Annotated in this window: 14 protein-coding genes; 2 read left to right on the top strand and 12 right to left on the bottom strand. The window is 50.8% G+C overall.

Annotated elements, in window-relative coordinates:
• Nucleotides 1-2: 2 nt before the first annotated feature.
• The 12 genes from fabZ to rpsB form a co-directional block, all read right to left on the bottom strand.
• The gene (fabZ, locus tag D9734_RS02180) at nt 3-458 is read right to left on the bottom strand and encodes a 3-hydroxyacyl-ACP dehydratase FabZ (protein ID WP_000210739.1); all 456 of its coding nucleotides are present in this window, start codon (nt 456-458) and stop codon (nt 3-5) included.
• 104 nt (nt 459-562) lie between these two features.
• Complete coding sequence (gene lpxD / locus D9734_RS02175; RefSeq protein ID WP_064524990.1) at nt 563-1,588, bottom strand: UDP-3-O-(3-hydroxymyristoyl)glucosamine N-acyltransferase; 1,026 nt, start codon at nt 1,586-1,588, stop codon at nt 563-565.
• Between the two features lie 3 nt (nt 1,589-1,591).
• Entirely contained in the window at nt 1,592-2,077 is a 486-nt protein-coding gene (gene skp, locus D9734_RS02170; RefSeq protein WP_000758958.1) for a molecular chaperone Skp, read from the bottom strand.
• Nucleotides 2,078-2,198: 121 nt separating this feature from the next.
• Nucleotides 2,199-4,631, bottom strand: coding sequence for an outer membrane protein assembly factor BamA (gene bamA / locus D9734_RS02165; RefSeq protein WP_130205028.1), 2,433 nt, complete (start codon nt 4,629-4,631; stop codon nt 2,199-2,201).
• 29 nt (nt 4,632-4,660) lie between these two features.
• Entirely contained in the window at nt 4,661-6,013 is a 1,353-nt protein-coding gene (rseP, locus tag D9734_RS02160; RefSeq protein ID WP_130205026.1) for a sigma E protease regulator RseP, read from the bottom strand.
• Nucleotides 6,014-6,024: 11 nt separating this feature from the next.
• Nucleotides 6,025-6,882: a phosphatidate cytidylyltransferase gene (gene cdsA, locus D9734_RS02155; protein ID WP_130205024.1), complete on the bottom strand. Its 858-nt coding sequence runs from the start codon at nt 6,880-6,882 to the stop codon at nt 6,025-6,027.
• Nucleotides 6,883-6,894: 12 nt separating this feature from the next.
• The gene (ispU, locus tag D9734_RS02150) at nt 6,895-7,653 is read right to left on the bottom strand and encodes a (2E,6E)-farnesyl-diphosphate-specific ditrans,polycis-undecaprenyl-diphosphate synthase (RefSeq protein ID WP_112014149.1); all 759 of its coding nucleotides are present in this window, start codon (nt 7,651-7,653) and stop codon (nt 6,895-6,897) included.
• Between the two features lie 188 nt (nt 7,654-7,841).
• Nucleotides 7,842-9,038, bottom strand: coding sequence for a 1-deoxy-D-xylulose-5-phosphate reductoisomerase (gene ispC, locus D9734_RS02145; protein WP_130205022.1), 1,197 nt, complete (start codon nt 9,036-9,038; stop codon nt 7,842-7,844).
• Between the two features lie 92 nt (nt 9,039-9,130).
• Nucleotides 9,131-9,688 carry a ribosome recycling factor gene (gene frr / locus D9734_RS02140; protein WP_000622419.1) on the bottom strand — a complete coding sequence of 186 codons (558 nt, stop codon included), beginning with the start codon at nt 9,686-9,688 and terminating at the stop codon, nt 9,131-9,133.
• 291 nt (nt 9,689-9,979) lie between these two features.
• On the bottom strand, nt 9,980-10,705 hold the full coding sequence (gene pyrH / locus D9734_RS02135) for a UMP kinase (RefSeq protein ID WP_000224573.1): 726 nt from the start codon (nt 10,703-10,705) through the stop codon (nt 9,980-9,982).
• Nucleotides 10,706-10,851: 146 nt separating this feature from the next.
• Nucleotides 10,852-11,703: a translation elongation factor Ts gene (tsf, locus tag D9734_RS02130; protein ID WP_000818112.1), complete on the bottom strand. Its 852-nt coding sequence runs from the start codon at nt 11,701-11,703 to the stop codon at nt 10,852-10,854.
• A 258-nt stretch (nt 11,704-11,961) separates the two neighbouring features.
• Entirely contained in the window at nt 11,962-12,687 is a 726-nt protein-coding gene (rpsB, locus tag D9734_RS02125) for a 30S ribosomal protein S2 (RefSeq protein ID WP_000246884.1), read from the bottom strand.
• A 367-nt stretch (nt 12,688-13,054) separates the two neighbouring features.
• Here rpsB and map point away from each other — a divergent pair, with 367 nt between their 5' ends.
• Entirely contained in the window at nt 13,055-13,849 is a 795-nt protein-coding gene (gene map / locus D9734_RS02120; RefSeq protein WP_001018190.1) for a type I methionyl aminopeptidase, read from the top strand.
• Between the two features lie 179 nt (nt 13,850-14,028).
• Nucleotides 14,029-16,701 carry a bifunctional uridylyltransferase/uridylyl-removing protein GlnD gene (glnD, locus tag D9734_RS02115; protein ID WP_130205020.1) on the top strand — a complete coding sequence of 891 codons (2,673 nt, stop codon included), beginning with the start codon at nt 14,029-14,031 and terminating at the stop codon, nt 16,699-16,701.

Below are 16,701 nucleotides of genomic sequence, written 5' to 3'. Positions count from 1 at the left end.
TATCAGGCCTCCCGGCTACGAGCACACATCATCGTTGCTTCGCAAACTACTTTACCGTCGACCAGAGCAACCCCTTTAAAACGGGTCAGGCCGCGGCGCGTTTTTTCGAAAGTGACTTCCATGATCATTTGATCGCCTGGCACGACCGGGCGCTTGAAGCGCGCTTCGTCAATACCGGCGAAGTAGTACAGCTCACCCGGTTCCAGTTTTCCTACGCTTTTAAACGCCAGAATACCTGTTGCCTGTGCCATAGCTTCCAGAATCAGCACACCCGGGAAAATCGGTTTTCCAGGGAAATGGCCCTGGAAGAATGGCTCATTGACAGAGACATTTTTTACTGCGCGCAGAAAACGACCTTCTTCAAAATCCAGCACGCGATCCACCAGTAAGAACGGAAAACGGTGCGGCAGAAGTTCTAAAATCTCTTCAATCTGCAGAGTATGAGTGTTAGTAGTCAAGATACTCTTCCTGTCAAAATATAAGAAACGACAATAATAACACGGCCTGCCGCAATCGTAAGAATGAGACAGGCCGTAAAGTTTGGCGAACAAAAGATGGAACGTTAGTCTTGTTGATTAACCTTGCGCTCAAGCGACTTCAGACGCTTGCTCATGTCATCAATGTTCATCACCAGTGCAGCGGTTTTGCGCCAGACTTTGTTGGGTTGCAGCGGAATGCCTGAGGAATAGACGCCTGGTTCAGTGATGGGACGCATCACCATACCCATGCCCGTAACCGTCACTTTATCGCATATTTCCATATGCCCGTTGATTACGCTGGCACCGCCGATCATGCAGTAACGACCAATTTTCAGGCTGCCCGCCATAATGACGCCACCGGCAACCGCCGTATTGTCGCCAATCACGACGTTATGTGCAATCTGGCACTGGTTATCAATGATCACGCCATTGCCAATAACGGTGTCGTCCAGCGCACCGCGATCGATGGTGGTACATGCGCCGATCTCCACGCGATCGCCAATAATTACGCGACCAATCTGCGGGATCTTCACCCAGTTACCACGATCGTTGGCATAGCCAAAGCCGTCTGCGCCTACCACAGTTCCGGATTGGATCAGGCAATTCTGACCAATCTGGATCTCATGGTAAATCGTCACGTTCGCCCAAAGACGCGAACCTGCACCGATTTTGCTGTTTTTACCAACGAAGCAACCGGCACCGATAACCACGTTATCGCCCAGTTCAACGCCGGACTCAATCACCGCGTTAGCGCCAATTGATACGTTGTTACCCAGCTTCGCCGTCGCGTCGATCACTGCACTCGGTGCAATGTTTTGCGCGGGCTGTGGCGTGGTATCTAAAATTTGCGCCATGCGCGCGTAAGTCAGGTAGGGATTCTTCACTACCAGCGCGGCACTTTTCGCGAAAGGGAGATCGTCCTGAGTCATGACAACCGCGGACGCCTGGCACAAGCCTAAATGTTCACGGTATTTAGGGTTAACCATGAACGTGATGTGACCTGTTTGTGCAGATTGCATGGACGCAACGCCGGTGATGACGATATCGCCATCACCGTGTAGTTCTGCATCCAACTGCTGCGCTAAATCAGCCAGTCGAATTGAAGGCATTACTTATTTAACCTGTTTCAGTACGTCAGCAGTGATGTCTTTTACATCGCTGCTGTTGTAAGCAACGGCGTTTGCGTCAACAACCAGATCGATGCTCTGGCTGCTGGCAACGGATTTCACAGCAGTCTGGATACGAGTAACCAGTTTACCGCGTTCTTCGTTGGAACGACGTGCACGATCCTGCTCAAAAGCCTGCGCTTTCTGAGCAAAAGTCTGGCGCTGAGCCATCACGTCTTTTTCCAGCTTAGTGCGATCGCTGCCGGCTTTCATGGACTGCAGCTTTTTCATTTTAGCTTGCAGATCAGTTTCCATACGCTGCAGTTCGCTGGCACGGCCTTTGAACTCATTTTCCAGCGTGTTAGAAACACCGGTTTTCTGTGCTACCTGCTGAAACAGGCTGCCCATATTGACGATTGCAATTTTGTCAGCCGCCTGAGCAGAAGTTGCCAGTGCTAAACCGAGACCTGCCGCTAATAACCACTTTTTCACAATAAACTCCTTACCATCCCATTTGCACCGGAAGGTGCAGTTCTTTGCGTGGCCCGGCGATCTTATCGAGATCGCCTAAAGTCATCGCTACACTACCACTACATTCCTTTGTGGAGAACACTTACCAGGTTTTACCAATGTTAAACTGGAACTGTTCAGCCTTGTCTCCATCGTACTTTTTGAACGGCTGGGCGTAGGAGAACACCAACGGCCCCAATGGGGACATCCATTGTAATGCGATACCCGCAGACATACGGATATTGCTTGGATCACTATAGTCCGGATATCCAGAGTACTGACTTGAATCCCAGTTAGTATCCCAAACGGTACCCATATCCCAGAAGAAGGAGGTACGGACCGAGTTGGCATACTTATCGCTAATGAACGGCGTCGGAGTGATGAGTTCCAGGCTGGCAACCGCCATAGCGTTACCCCCAATTGCATCATCCGATTTACACAGGTCGGTTGCACCGTCCTGAGTTGCACATTCATAATCGTAGTCCGGATTATAATCACTGGCCTGATGCGGGAAGTAAACCGCTTTCGGACCGATGGTATTGGACTGGAAGCCACGCACGGTGCTGGAACCACCTGCATAGAAGTTTTCATAGAACGGCATTTCTTTGCCGCCTAAACCATCACCGTAGCCCCAACGAGTACGACCCAGAACAACCCATTTGTGATCGTCGTCGATCGGCACATAGGTCGCCGTGTCTAACGTCACTTTATAGTATTCGTTATCCGATCCCGGAATGGTCACTTTACCGGTCAGGTTGACACGGGAACCATCCGTCGGGAAGTAACCACGGTCGAGCTTGTTATAGGTCCAACCATAGTTAAACGTGAAATCGTCCGTTTTGAAGCTGTTATCCTGATCAGAGGTGTTTGGATGCTCACCCATAGAGTAGAGATAACGCCACATCGCAACCTGCGGCTGCATATTGGACAGGGAGTTATGGACATAACCCAAACCCGCACGTAGCGAGTTATATTCGTTGATCGGGAAGCCCAACGTCACGTCTGTACCATAACTCTTGTTGGTATAGTCGGACAGGTCAGCGTCATCTGCCTGGAAGTCATTATAGAAGACACGACCGCCAAGGCTTACACCATCTACAGTGAAGTACGGGTTGGTTACCGACAATTCAGCATAGGTCTGGTAATCGTTTTTGGTCCCGTTGATACCAACAGCATAACCGGTACCTAACCAGTTATCCTGCTGCACGCCAGCCTGGAAGCTCACACCACTTTCAGTACCGTAACCGATACCAAAGTTGAAGCTACCGGTGTTGCGCTCTTTTACCTTGTAGACCACGTCAACCTGGTCCGGGCTACCCGGAACACGTTGGGTATCGGTATCAACCGTTTCAAAGAAGCCCAGACGATTCAGACGTTCTTTACCCTGATCGACCAGATCGCTGCCTAACCAGGCACCTTCCATCTGGCGCATTTCGCGGCGCAGGACGGCATCTTTCGAGGTGTCGTTACCTTCAAAACGGATCTTACGTACGTAGAAACGGTTACCCGCATCAACGTTCACACGTAATTTAACGGTTTTGTCGGCGTCGTTGATTTCAGGCATCGACTGCACGCGCGGATAGGCATAACCGTAGCGACCGAGAAGTTTTTTAATGTCATCTTCCATTTTGGTCACTTTGGTGCCGTTATACAGCTCACCCGGCTCGATCTTAGTCAACTGTTCGATTTCCGCAGAGTGCCCGGCAAGGTTACCGCTCACTTCAACGCCAGAGAGTTTGTACTGATCGCCTTCGGTGATGTTTACCGTGACGTAGATACCTTTTTTATCTGGAGTCAGACTGACCTGGGTAGAGTCGATGTTGAAACGGGCATAACCGCGATCCAGATAGTAACTGCGCAGGGTTTCAAGGTCGCCCGCCAGTTTCTGTTTCTGATATTTACGATCGCCTACCACGTTCCACCACGGCACTTCGTCACGCAGCTGGAAATGAGAGATCAGTTCGTCGGTGGTGAAAGCATGGTTACCAACAATGTTGATTTGCTGGATTTCAGCTGACACACCTTCCTGGAACACCAGTTTTAGGTCAACACGGTTACGCGGCAGTGGGGTCACGACAGCTTTTACGCTGGCGCTGTATTTACCGACGCTGTAGTAGAAGTCTTCCAGACCTTTCTCGATATCGGCAATGGTGGTGCGATCGAGGGATTCCCCCACTCGCACGCCAGAAGCCTCGAGGTTTTGCTTCAGCATGTCATCTTTCACCGATTTGTTACCGGAGAAAGTGATGCTGGCAATCGTCGGACGTTCTTTTACCTGAACCAGAAGGGTATCACCATCACGAAGGACGCGAACATCCTCAAAGTTGCCGGTAGCAAACAGAGCGCGAATGGTATTACTGATATCTTCATCATTAACCGTGTCGCCTGTGCGCACCGGCATACTGAGGAGGGCCGCACCAACGGCGACACGCTGAAGGCCTTCGAAATGAATGTCTTTCACTACGAACCCTTCAGCACCGTATACGGTGGCGCTGCTAAACAGCAGCGACGCTATGAGCAACTTTTTCATCGCCATCGTTATTATGCGTTCTTCCTAACTAACTCTCATAACCGAGAGAAATCATTGAAAAGTGCAAGCCCCATTAACAGCACCAGCAGAATCGAGCCAATGCGATAACAAAAGTCTTGAACCCGCTCGGATACCGGTCCGCCCTTGATCTTTTCGATCGCAAGGAACAGCAGATGCCCCCCGTCAAGTACGGGCAACGGAAACAGGTTAATTATCCCTAAGTTCACGCTAATAAGCGCAAGGAACGGCAGGTAATAAACAACCCCGAGTTCCGCTGTCATCCCAGCCCCCTTGGCGATAGAGATCGGCCCACTGAGGTTGTTCAGTTTCACATCACCGGTGATCAATTTTCCCAGCATACTGACCGTCAGCTTCATCAATTGCCACGTTTTGTCCGTGGCCTCAACGATGGCGTTGAACGGTCCATACTGGCGTACAACTTTATACTCATCTGGCAAAGGAATGACTTTCGGCTCAATGCCGGCAAAACCAATCGCTTTACTCTTACCCGGTTTGCTCTCCGGGATTAATGTCAAAGACAAGGGACTCCCCTGTCTTTCGATATCTAACGCTAATGGTTTATCCGGGTTATCCCGGACAAGCATCACAAACGTCAGCCATTGCGTTAATGGCTGACCATCGACTTTAACGATCCTGTCGCCTGCTTGCAAACCCGCCTTACTTGCCGCTGAGTTTGGTGACACATTTTCCAGTACAGGTTCAATTTGCGGACCACGAGGGCGAATTCCCAAGGAAGATACCGGATCTTCCTTATCAGGCTCAAACGCCCAGTTTCGCAAATCAAGCTTTACATCTCGTCGTTGATCGCTGCCAAAAGGTGCCACCGTAAGGGTGGTGCTTTCGTCGCCGATTTTGTCAACCAGTTGTAAGCGCACGGCATCCCAATCAGGCGTTTCGATACCATCTACAGCTTTTAGTTCCGTGCCAGGTACAATTTGTGCTTGTGCGGCAATCGAGTTGGCTGATATTTCACCAACAACCGGACGAACACCGGGAACACCAATGATAAAAACCAGCCAGTAAGCAAAGATAGCAAAAATGAAGTTTGCAACCGGACCTGCGGCGATTATCGCTGCACGCTGGCCAACAGTTTTATTGTTGAAGGCATGGTGGCGAAGTTCCGGAACAACCGGTTCTGCGCGTTCATCCAGCATTTTGACATAACCGCCCAGGGGGATCAGGGCGATGACATATTCGGTGCCGAGTTTGTCAGTGCGGCGCCAGAGCGCCTTACCAAAACCTATTGAGAAACGCTCAACGCGAACACCACAGCGCCGGGCAACCCAGAAATGACCAAATTCATGCACGGTGATAAGCACACCCAGTGCAACAATGAACGAAGCCAAATCCCAGAGAAAACTCAGCATAATACCTTCCGTTAAAGCGTCCTGAATACCAGCAACAACAGGCAAGCAAAGACCGGCACCGCAGCCGTCAGGCTATCAATACGATCTAAAATACCACCGTGTCCTGGAATTAAATGACCGCTGTCCTTAATTCCTGCTTCGCGCTTAAACATGCTCTCAGTTAAGTCGCCGAGCACAGAAGCTAACGCTGCGACAATGGAGCAAATGAGTAAGGTGACGGGGGCGACGTCGAGATTCGCCCACATACCATAACCCCATGAGATTACTGCTGCGGTCGCGAGTCCGCCAATAAAACCTTGCCAGGTTTTACCCGGAGAAACCTTCGGCGCCAGCTTATGTTTGCCAAATAATTTGCCAAACATATATGCCCCTGAGTCAGCTCCCCAGACCAGGATCATGACATAGAGCAGCCATATCGCGCCACTGTAATGATTCTCGTCATAGTGCCAGGCACGTAACGTCAGCATGCCCCAAAAGAAAGGCACAATGGTTAATACACCGAAAATAATGCGTAACGTTTTAGAGTTGCGCCAGATTGCCGCCGAACCGGGGTAAAATAGCACCAATAATAACGCAACACCCCACCAACCAAGCGAAGCCCAAAGTGAGACTTCAACCAGTGGTTGATGAATATTCCGATGATATTCCGGCAATAGAAAAAGCATCAGCGCCAGCAATAACCCGCACAGCACCGCCAGCCATACCCGCTGCGAGCGAGTGGTAAAACCGCTAAGCTGTCCCCATTCCCACGCCGCCAGCATACAAACTACCAGCGTAACAATGGCGAACCCCACCGGCGGCAACAAAAACAGCGCCGCGATGACTACGGGTATTAAAACAAAAGCAGATATCAGGCGATACTTCAGCAAAAGCGACCCCCATCAGGCTGTTTCATCACCGGGCTCGGTGCCGCCGAAACGACGCTCACGATTAGCAAAGGCATTTAACGCCCCTTCAAAGTCTTGTTCATCGAAATCGGGCCAAAGAACATCTGTAAAGTAAAGTTCGGCATAGGCAATTTGCCAAAGCAAAAAGTTACTAATGCGATGCTCCCCCCCAGTCCTAATTACTAAATCTACAGGGGCCAGTTCATGCATACAGACATGCTGGTTAAGCATCTCTTCATCTATCTGATCCGGTTGCAGGTTTCCTTGCTGCACCTTTTCAGCCAGTTGCCTGACTCCCTGGGCAATATCCCAACGTCCACCGTAGTTCGCAGCAATATTTAGCGTCAGACCGGTATTCCCGGCAGTTAACGCTTCAGATTTACGAATACGTTCTTGCAAACGCGAGTTAAAGCGACTGGTATCGCCAATAATACGCAGACGCACGTTATGTCGGTGCAGGCTTTTTACTTCGCTATCAAGCGCCCACACAAACAGTTCCATTAACGCACTGACTTCCTGCGCTGGTCGGTTCCAGTTTTCACTACTAAAGGCATACAGCGTTAACGCCTCAATACCGTTGTTGGCCGCAAAAGAGACAGCCCGGCGGACGGATTTTGCCCCGGCTTTATGCCCAAAGGCACGAATCTTCCCTTGCTTTTTTGCCCAGCGACCATTGCCGTCCATAATGATCGCAACATGGCGACAGCCATGTGCTGGCAATTTTTCGCTAAGTGGTTGAGTAGCAGACAACATCACGCGTTTTTTATTCCCTGATAGGGTTTACGGTACTCAGGAATACTGAAGCCTATACAAAAAAAAGCCGTGTAAAACCACGGCATATCTGACCTTACAAAGCCAACTACTGACGATCAGATGGCGCAGACTATATCACTGAAGCCCTACGCTAACAAATAGCACGACTCTCTGTAGCCAGATTATCCTCAGCTTGCGAGACGCATCACCTCTTTTCTGGCGACCTCACGCGCATTGGCATCAACAGACAACACATCGTCCACACTTTGTGGTTCGCGCATATCCATTTTTTCCAGCACGGATAAATTCAACGCGGCGATATCCGTAAAGCGGATTTGTTGCGCAAGAAAGGCTGCAACAGTGATTTCGTTTGCAGCATTCAATGCGGTCGTCGCTGCCTGGCCCTGTTCGAACGCCTTCATCGCCAGTTTCAGGCATGGATAACGCTCATAATCCGGTGCGGCAAATGTCAACGCACTTAGTTTGCAAAAATCGAGCGGCTTCACGCCAGAGTTCACGCGATTCGGCCATGCCATGGTGTGGGCAATTGGCGTACGCATGTCGGGTTCGCCCAGTTGCGCCAGAACGCTGCCGTCCTGATAACGCACCATCGAGTGAATCACTGACTGCGGGTGAATCAGCACTTCCATCTGGCTGGCGCTGGCGTTAAACAACCAGCGAGCTTCAATGTATTCCAGACCTTTGTTCATCATGGTAGCCGAATCGACAGAAATTTTACGTCCCATCGACCAGTTCGGATGACGGCATGCTTGATCGGGCGTCATTGTTGCCAAATCGCGCAAGGGCGTCTCACGGAAAGGGCCACCAGACCCGGTAAGTAAAATGGACACCACTCCATTTTGCTCAAGGTCAGCGTATCCCAGATTATGCTGAATAGGTTGCGGTAAACTCTGAAAAATGGCGTTGTGTTCGCTATCGACCGGTAATAACTGTGCTTTACTCTGCTTTACTGCGTCCATAAACAGACGTCCGCAGGTGACCAGTGATTCTTTGTTTGCCAGCAGGATGGTTTTACCGGCGCGGATCGCGGCAAGGGTAGGTAACAGGCCAGCAGCGCCCACAATCGCCGCCATCACCTGATCAACATCTTCAAGCGCCGCCATATCGCAGGCAGCTTGTTGCCCGCTTAAGACTTCGGTGCGGCTACCCTGTTGCTGTAGCATCGTTTTAAGAAGTTTCGCACTCGCTTCATCGTCCATAACGGCATAGCGGGGAGAGAACTCCAGGCACTGTTCTACCATGCGAGTGACATTTTTGCCTGCCACCAGCGCAACTACGCGGAAGTGTTCGGGATTATGGCGCACCACGTCCAGCGTGCTGCAACCAATCGAGCCGGTCGAGCCCAGAATGGTGAGTTGCTTCATGAAACATCCAGAGTTGAGACAGAATAAAAAGCAAAACGCCGCCAGCCGATCCGCAAGGATCTACTGAGCGGCGTTTTTTGTCGTTCAAGAAATCAGAACTGCATCAGTTCTGCTTCTTTGTCTGCCAGCGCCGCTTCAATTTTCTTGATTGCAGCATCAGTCAGTTTCTGTACATCGTCCTGAGAACGGCGATCGTCGTCTTCGCTGATCTCTTTTTCTTTCAACAGTGCTTTCACTTTGTCGTTCGCATCACGACGCACGTTACGTACTGCAACACGCGCCTGTTCAGCTTCGCCACGAACGATTTTGGTCAGATCTTTACGACGCTCTTCCGTCAGCGGCGGCAGCGGAACACGAATGTCGCTACCCGCAGAGTTCGGGTTCAGGCCGAGATCGGACGCCATAATCGCTTTTTCAACGGCCGGAGACATTGAACGGTCAAACACGTTGATTTTCAGAGTACGGGAATCTTCTACCGTTACGCTTGCCAGCTGACGCAGCGGCGTTGGCGTGCCGTAATATTCCACGACAATGCCATCCAGCAGGCTGGGAGAAGCACGACCCGTGCGTATTTTGCTGATTTGGGTTTTGAACGCTTCAACGCATTTGTCCATGCGTACTTCAGCATCTTTTCTGATATCGCTAATCACGTTACGAATCCTTGAAAACTTGTCTCAGTCAGACCAGACAGTCACACACAGTGGAAGTGTGCTAAGTATAGCCCTGATTAAACATATTACGGGTAATTGTCTGGATTATTAGGCTATTTTATTTGCCATTTTGGCCCCGGGCAGTGCTCGCCATCCTCACGTACTTATGTACGCTCCGGTTGCTGCGCGCTGGCCGTGACCAGACTGCCTGCAACAATAACGCCTTATAACCAGACTTACGCCCCCGCGATACTTATGCGGAATCTTACCCTTATTTATCCATCACGGGAATTATTCCGTGATTAATGTTCCTTCTTTTTCACCCATTACCACACGGCGCAGTGCACCCGGTTTGTTCATGTTGAAAACACGAATCGGTAATTTGTGGTCACGAGCCAGCGTAAAGGCCGCCAGGTCCATGACTTTCAGCTCTTTTTCCAGCACTTCGCTGTAAGTCAGCTGCTCATACATAGTTGCAGTTGGATCTTTCGCTGGATCAGCGGTAAACACACCATCAACTTTGGTCGCTTTCAGCACCACATCGGCTTCAATTTCGATACCACGCAGGCAAGCTGCGGAGTCAGTGGTGAAGAATGGATTACCCGTACCGGCGGAGAGGATCACCACACGGTTGTTACGCAACAGGCTGATTGCTTCTGCCCAGCTGTAACTGTCGCACACGCCATTCAACGGAATAGCGGACATCAGACGAGCGTTCACATAGGCGCGGTGCAGTGCATCACGCATTGCCAGACCGTTCATTACGGTAGCCAGCATCCCCATGTGGTCGCCCACAACGCGGTTCATACCCGCTTTCGCCAGACCAGCGCCACGGAACAGGTTACCCCCACCAATCACCACACCAACCTGAATACCTAGTTCAACCAGCTCTTTAATTTCCTGAGCCATGCGATCCAGTATGCTTGCATCAATACCGAAGCCTTCCGTGCCCTGCAGAGCTTCGCCACTCAACTTAAGCAGAATGCGTTTATAGACGGGTTTTGCATTGGTAGCCATGTTTCTTTCCTGAGACTGTCAACGATTGAAATGAATTAATACTAGCGACATTGTACGTCGCTTTTCAGCGCAGCCCCATAAGGGTTAGCTGAATTTACAAGATGGGCGCAAAAAGAAGCCGCCCTCAGGCGGCTCCTTTTCGATAATTAAGACTGCTTGGACATCGCAGCAACTTCTGCTGCAAAGTCAGTCTCAACTTTCTCGATGCCTTCACCTACTTCGAAGCGGATGAAGCCAGTCACTTCAGCGTTATGCTCTTTCAGCAGCTGACCAACAGTTTTTGCCGGTTCCATAACGAACGGCTGACCGGTCAGAGAAACTTCGCCGGTGAATTTCTTCATGCGGCCTTCAACCATTTTCTCTGCGATTTCTTTCGGCTTACCAGACTGCATCGCGATGTCCAGCTGTACCTGGTATTCTTTCTCTACCACTTCAGCGGATACGTCTTCTGGTTTGATGAATTCTGGTTTGCTTGCAGCAACGTGCATAGCGATGTGTTTAACCAGCTCTTCGTCAGCGCCTTTAGCAGCAACCAGAACGCCGATACGCGCACCGTGCTGATAAGAACCCAGAACGTCGCCTTCCAGTGCAGCAACGCGGCGAATGTTGATGTTTTCACCAATTTTCGCTACCAGCGCAACACGTTCTTCTTCGAACTGTGCTTTCAGAACTTCAACGTCAGTGATTTTGCCAGCTACAGCTGCGTCCAGAACTTTGTCTGCGAACGCCTGGAAACCAGCGTCTTTCGCTACGAAGTCAGTCTGGCAGTTAACTTCCAGAATGATGCCGTAGTTGCCGTCGATTTTGGTTTTGATCACGCCGTCAGCAGCAACGTTGCCTGCTTTTTTCGCTGCTTTAATAGCACCGGACTTACGCATGTTTTCGATTGCCAGCTCGATGTCGCCGTTAGCTTCAGTCAGTGCTTTTTTGCAATCCATCATGCCTGCGCCAGTACGCTCACGCAGCTCTTTTACCAGGGATGCGGTAATTTCAGCCATTCTAAAATCCTCGGAGATGTGATCTGCCCGGCGTTAAACCGCACAGATATAAAAGTGAAAAAGGGGGCCATATGCAGGCCCCCTAACCAAACGTGTACTACCTGGTCTATAAGGGCTCTCCCCCCTTCATATTTCGCGCCGCAGATGCGTTGTCTTCGCTCGCTCATCCCGGTCACTTACTGATGTAAGCTCCCGGGAATTCTCGAGCTTGCCGCCTTTCTGCAACTCGAACTATTTTGGGGGAGTTATCAAGCCTTATTACTCAGCTTCTACGAAGCTTTCTTCCGCCTGGGAAGCCAGATCCTGAGAACGGCCTTCACGTACGGTTGCAGCAACAGCGCCCAGGTACAGGGTCACAGCACGGATTGCGTCGTCGTTACCCGGGATAACGAAGTCAACACCATCCGGATCAGAGTTGGTATCAACGATAGCAAATACCGGAATACCCAGGTTGTTTGCTTCTTTGATAGCAATGTGTTCGTGGTCAGCATCGATTACAAACAGAGCGTCCGGCAGACCGCCCATGTCTTTGATACCGCCCAGGCTGTTTTCCAGTTTCTCCAGCTCACGAGTGCGCATCAGCGCTTCTTTCTTGGTCAGCTTTTCGAAAGTACCGTCCTGAGACTGAGTTTCCAGGTCTTTCAGACGTTTGATGGACTGACGAACGGTTTTCCAGTTAGTCAGCATACCGCCCAGCCAGCGATGGTTCACGAAGAACTGGTCGCAGCTCAGAGCTGCGTCTTTCACCGCTTCGCTTGCAGCGCGTTTAGTACCAACGAAAAGGATTTTACCTTTGCGAGAAGCAATCTTGTTCAGTTCAGCCAGAGCTTCGTTGAACATCGGTACAGTTTTCTCAAGGTTGATGATGTGAACTTTGTTACGCGCACCGAAGATGAACGGCTTCATTTTCGGGTTCCAGTAACGGGTCTGGTGACCGAAGTGAACACCAGCCTTGAGCATGTCGCGCATGGAAACAGTTGCCATGATTAAAACCTCTATATAAAAGTTGGGGTTATGCCTCCACGTATCCCATATTACCGACCCCAAAGGGCACCCCGGAATATGTGCCGATACGTGTGTGTTGTTACACAAAGTGAGATTGTCGCTTCCGTCCAGTCTGTGTATACGAAATGGATCGGAAGTCCGGCGCGCTTTATACCACAAATACGTTGCGGACACCAATAATTGTTGGCGCTGTGTACAGCACCAGACGATGAATTTTCTATTATAGAAAACGTTCAGTGGCACGTTTGGCGAAATTCAGAATGATTCTCAATTTGCCCGGGTGTGATACCATTGACAGCACTTACATATATATTGTCGGTATCACCGACGCTGATGGACAGAATTAATGGCTATCTCAATCAAGACCCCTGAAGATATCGAAAAAATGCGCGTCGCTGGCCGCCTGGCTGCCGAAGTGCTGGAGATGATCGAACCCTATGTTAAACCGGGCGTCAGCACCGGTGAGCTGGATCGCATCTGTAATGATTACATTGTTAATGAACAACACGCGGTTTCTGCCTGCCTCGGCTATCATGGTTATCCGAAATCTGTTTGCATCTCTATTAATGAAGTGGTGTGCCACGGTATTCCGGACGATGCCAAGCTGCTGAAAGATGGCGACATCGTTAACATCGATGTCACCGTTATTAAGGATGGTTTCCACGGCGATACCTCGAAAATGTTTATCGTCGGTAAGCCGACCATCATGGGCGAACGCCTGTGCCGCATCACGCAAGAGAGCCTGTACCTGGCGCTGCGTATGGTGAAACCAGGCATCAATCTGCGCGAAATCGGTGCAGCGATTCAGAAATTTGTCGAAGCAGAAGGCTTCTCTGTCGTTCGTGAATATTGCGGGCACGGTATTGGTCGCGGCTTCCATGAAGAACCGCAGGTGCTGCACTATGACTCCCCTGAAACCAACGTCGTGCTGAAACCAGGGATGACATTCACTATCGAGCCAATGGTCAACGCGGGTAAAAAAGAGATCCGCACCATGAAAGATGGCTGGACGGTAAAAACCAAAGATCGCAGCTTGTCTGCACAATACGAGCATACTATTGTGGTGACTGATAACGGCTGCGAAATTCTGACGTTACGCAAGGATGACACCATCCCGGCGATAATCTCGCACGACGAATAAGAGGAAGACAAACGCAAAAATGCCTGATGCGTCCTACCTTCTCCATTTGCAAGGAGTTGTAGGCCGGATAAGGCGTTCTCGCCGCATCCGGCATGAACAAAGCGCACTTTGTCAACAATCTGAAGCCGGCGAATGCCGGCTTTTTTAATGTGATAATGTAATCTTATGGGTGGCGCACGATGAATACCCTTCCAGAACAGTACGCAAATACCGCTCTCCCCACCCTGCCCGGTCAACCGCAAAATCCATGCGCCTGGCCCCGTGATGAATTAACTGTCTGTGGGATAAAAGCCCATATTGATATTTTCCAGCGTTGGCTGGGTGATGCCTTTGATAGTGGGATCTCCGCTGAACAATTGATTGAAGCCCGCACTGAATTTATCGACCAGCTCTTGCAACGGTTATGGATTGAAGCAGGATTCAGCCAGATCGCCGATCTGGCGCTGGTCGCCGTCGGTGGCTATGGTCGTGGCGAGCTGCATCCGCTTTCAGACGTCGATTTACTGATCTTAAGCCGTAAAAAACTTCCGGACGATCAGGCACAAAAAGTGGGCGAGCTGTTAACGCTGCTCTGGGATGTGAAGCTGGAAGTCGGTCATAGCGTGCGCACGCTTGAAGAGTGCTTACTGGAAGGATTATCAGATTTAACCGTCGCAACCAACCTGATCGAATCCCGCTTGTTAATTGGCGATGTAGCGCTATTTCTCGAACTGCAAAAGCATATTTTCAGCGAAGGATTCTGGCCGTCCGATAAGTTTTACGCGGCGAAAGTTGAAGAACAAAACCAGCGCCACCAGCGTTATCACGGCACCAGCTACAATCTTGAACCAGATATCAAAAGTAGCCCCGGCGGCTTGCGCGATATCCACACTCTGCAATGGGTGGCCCGCCGTCATTTTGGCGCAACATCACTCGATGAAATGGTCGGATTTGGTTTCTTAACGTCTGCGGAACGTGCAGAGCTAAATGAGTGTTTGCATATTCTCTGGCGAATTCGCTTCGCCCTGCATTTGGTGGTCAACCGTTACGATAATCGCCTGTTATTTGATCGCCAGCTTAGCGTTGCCCAGCGTCTGAATTACGGTGGCGAAGGTAACGAGCCTGTCGAACAGATGATGAAGGATTATTTTCGCGTTACGCGCCGCGTTAGCGAACTTAACCATATGCTATTGCAACTGTTCGACGAGGCTATCCTCGCCCTCCCTGCCGACGAAAAACCGCGACCAATAGACGATGAATTTCAGCTACGCGGCACGCTTATCGATCTGCGCGATGAAACGCTATTTATGCGCCAACCAGAAGCGATATTACGCATGTTCTATACCATGGTGCGCAACAGTGCGATCACCGGCATTTACTCCACCACACTACGCCAGTTACGTCATGCCCGTCGCCATCTGCAACAACCGCTGTGCAATATTCCGCAAGCGCGAAAGCTATTTTTGAGCATTCTGCGTCACCCTGGTTCGGTGCGTCGTGGACTGTTACCGATGCATCGCCATAGCGTGCTCGGTGCCTATATGCCACAATGGTCGCATATCGTCGGGCAGATGCAGTTTGACCTGTTCCACGCCTACACGGTGGATGAACATACTATTCGCGTGATGTTGAAACTGGAGAGTTTTGCCAGTGAAGAAACGCGCCAGCGCCATCCGTTGTGTGTGGATGTCTGGCCGCGATTGCCGTCACCTGAGCTTATCTTTATCGCCGCACTGTTTCACGATATCGCCAAAGGGCGCGGCGGCGACCACTCTATACTCGGCGCACAAGACGTAGTGCATTTTGCCGAGCTCCACGGGCTGAACTCGCGCGAAACGCAACTGGTAGCCTGGCTGGTTCGCCAGCACTTGCTGATGTCGGTCACCGCCCAACGCCGCGATATTCAGGACCCGGAAGTCATCAAGCAATTTGCCGAAGAAGTGCAAACGGAAACCCGGCTGCGCTATCTGGTATGCCTGACAGTGGCCGATATTTGCGCCACCAACGAAACACTATGGAATAGCTGGAAGCAAAGCCTGCTGCGCGAACTCTATTTCGCCACCGAAAAACAGCTACGACGCGGGATGCAAAACACGCCGGATATGCGCGAACGGGTTCGCCATCACCAGCTTCAGGCGCTGGCGCTGCTGCGCAAGGACAATATCGACGAAGAGGCGTTACACCAGATTTGGTCACGTTGTCGCGCCAACTATTTTGTCCGCCATAGCCCAAATCAACTGGCCTGGCATGCGCGCCATTTATTACAGCATGATTTAAGCAAGCCGCTGGTATTGCTTAGTCCGCAAGCCACACGCGGCGGAACGGAGATATTTATCTGGAGTCCGGACCGCCCCTATCTGTTTGCTGCCGTCTGTGCCGAATTAGACCGCCGCAATTTAAGCGTTCACGACGCACAAATTTTCACCACTCGCGACGGTATGGCGATGGATACCTTCATCGTGCTGGAACCAGATGGCAGCCCGCTGTCCGCTGATCGCCATGAAGTCATTCGTTTTGGACTTGAGCAGGTACTGACGCAAAGTAGCTGGCAGCCACCACAGCCGCGTCGTCAACCGGCAAAACTACGTCACTTTACTGTTGAAACCGAAGTGACGTTTTTGCCTACCCATACCGACCGAAAATCATTCCTTGAGCTTATCGCTCTCGACCAACCTGGACTACTGGCCCGAGTTGGGAAAATTTTTGCCGATCTGGGAATTTCGCTTCATGGCGCTCGAATTACAACCATTGGCGAGCGAGTAGAAGATTTATTCATAATCGCCACCGCTGATCGGCGCGCACTTAATAACGAGTTGCAGCAGGAAGTGCATCAGCGGTTGACAGAGGCCCTCAATCCAAACGATAAAGGGTGA

The sequence above is a fragment of the Escherichia sp. E14S1 genome (assembly GCF_004211995.1).
In the GTDB taxonomy this organism is placed as follows: domain Bacteria; phylum Pseudomonadota; class Gammaproteobacteria; order Enterobacterales; family Enterobacteriaceae; genus Escherichia.
The sequence above is the reverse complement of the archived record's forward strand: the minus strand, read 5'-3'. Positions and strand labels throughout refer to the sequence as shown.